The organism is Schleiferilactobacillus harbinensis DSM 16991, assembly GCF_000425885.1.
Lineage (GTDB): Bacteria > Bacillota > Bacilli > Lactobacillales > Lactobacillaceae > Schleiferilactobacillus > Schleiferilactobacillus harbinensis.
Map to the genome: position 1 here is coordinate 1 of NZ_AUEH01000095.1, position 1,773 is coordinate 1,773.

At 44.6% G+C, this 1,773-nt stretch carries 3 protein-coding genes and 1 pseudogene; all 4 read right to left on the minus strand.

Annotated elements, in window-relative coordinates:
• Positions 1–276: 276 nt before the first annotated feature.
• Positions 277–480 (minus strand): hypothetical protein, encoded by a 204-nt coding sequence (locus H627_RS0115310; RefSeq protein ID WP_027829620.1) that lies wholly within the window; start codon positions 478–480, stop codon positions 277–279.
• 317 nt (positions 481–797) lie between these two features.
• Positions 798–1,037 carry a hypothetical protein gene (locus tag H627_RS0115320; RefSeq protein WP_027829621.1) on the minus strand — a complete coding sequence of 80 codons (240 nt, stop codon included), beginning with the start codon at positions 1,035–1,037 and terminating at the stop codon, positions 798–800.
• 260 nt (positions 1,038–1,297) lie between these two features.
• Positions 1,298–1,510 carry a hypothetical protein gene (locus H627_RS20275; RefSeq protein ID WP_152319479.1) on the minus strand — a complete coding sequence of 71 codons (213 nt, stop codon included), beginning with the start codon at positions 1,508–1,510 and terminating at the stop codon, positions 1,298–1,300.
• A gap of 61 nt (positions 1,511–1,571) precedes the next feature.
• Positions 1,572–1,773, minus strand: a pseudogene (locus H627_RS20545) (hypothetical protein); the annotation flags it as partial.

The following is a 1,773-nucleotide window of genomic DNA, read 5'->3' on the forward strand; positions in this document are numbered from 1 at the left end:
GCCGTGTCCCATTTTAGCCGATTCTGGAGGGATCCAATGGCTATTGCTCTGCTGATTTTGAGAATGATTAACGTTGGCGATGAGTGCGGGCAAGGAGCAGCGAGATGACTGCTTGTGCCGCACAGAAAAAGTGGCAGCCGGATCAGCGCGCACGGAAATTTTCGAGGGTCGAAATTTTGCGGCGAGATTTTCGAAATGAAAACGACAAAATTTATTTTCAGAAAGAGTAAATTAATTGCAAGAAACTGATATGCCAGATTTCTGTGACGGTTGCTGCTACTTGCGATGTATCTGATCCAATGACGCCCATGGCACACCATAATTTGCAACGTTGATATTTTCTTGCAAAATTCGGTTTGCTTCCGCGTTGCTTTTCTGCTTTTCTGGTGTATTGTTTTCATAATACAAACATTGCGTAACAAACAACAAAAAAACAACCGTGGCTGTAATCGCAATACCTGCCAGCATATAATCATTCATCCAAATCACTCTTTTCCTAGACGCACGGGCACGCCCTGTATTATTTCAATACTGTATTTCATTTTTCGGCCGCAGCGGTACTTTTTATGGGGGCGCCAGCACATGCCGGGCCAGATATCTGGCGGTTACCGGCGTCGTAAAAATGACGCGTTCAGGGTGGCCGTTGTACAGGATTCTTACCGTTGCCAGATAAATTATCATAGAAGCTGCCGCCAATGCCGAAATAAATATCATAGTTGAGCACAGCCAGCGCCTTGCTTTCGCGAATACCAGCAATAGCGTTTTGATACCTGTCTATAATAAATACGTCGTTATTTTCAAAAATCGTTTAAGTCGCCGTCGCTATAAACATGCAGCACATCTGTATTGCGATCGCAACCTGTGTCTTTTCCCAAATCGCTAACCATCTTTTCAAACGGTTCAACTTCATCGCTGCTATCAGGTTCACTGGCTACGCTTGCTAGGATAGTGGGTGTAACATAATACTCGCTGCCGCGATATTTTTCATGCCAGTCTCGCCAGTACCGTTCTCCCTGCTGCAATTGATCACTTGCCATTGGTCTCATTCTAGCCGATTCTGGAAAGATCCAAATAGCTTCTCTGGTATTGTGCTTAATTCTTTCCTTGTCCCAGTGACCTATCCAACATCTTTAAAACTGATCCACGACGCTGGTTTGAGGCCCGATTCTAACCAACTCTGCACGATCTAATAGCGCTCAAAGCATTTCAGTCAGATGATTTAGTATCCTATATCTATTATCTACAAAGACGTCAACAATGGAATTAATTTCTGAACTGAATTCGCATACGCTGACCATCAGATCAATTCGTCCCCAAAATTCCCAACTCCCCCCGCTACAATTTCAAAAGGCATTTGCTCTCCCCACCCTGTCAATTCATCAGTAATTACCAAATAACAAATCTCGCCACTTTCAAAATCCCAGTCAGCTATCGTCATAGCCAAGGTTGAAACGGATTCTTCCACAACTGATTGCCAATCAAAACGAATTCTTTGCTTGTCTGAAATCACATTATCGTTCCCGAATTGTCAAATTAAGTGCAACAGTGAAGACTCATCCATGTGAATTGGTTTAGGTAGTGGGCAGGGATTCCTCCAGGCCCAGGGGGGAGGCCTGGAGCGCCGCGATTGCGCTGCGGTATCCAAGGCACTTCCTTAACCGGTGGTTTAAGACATCTTGGATCTTACGAATCTTCTCCTTAGAGACTTCCCATAGTGATTGACCCTTTGGAATGAATTCTCGAATCAAGCCGTTGGCATTCTCGTTACTGCCA

Excerpts from the sequence above, each read along its gene's own strand:
- H627_RS0115320 (WP_027829621.1), bottom strand. The coding sequence starts at position 1,037 with ATGGCAAGTGATCAATTGCAGCAGGGAGAACGGTACTGGCGAGACTGG.
- H627_RS0115310 (WP_027829620.1), bottom strand. The coding sequence starts at position 480 with ATGAATGATTATATGCTGGCAGGTATTGCGATTACAGCCACGGTTGTT.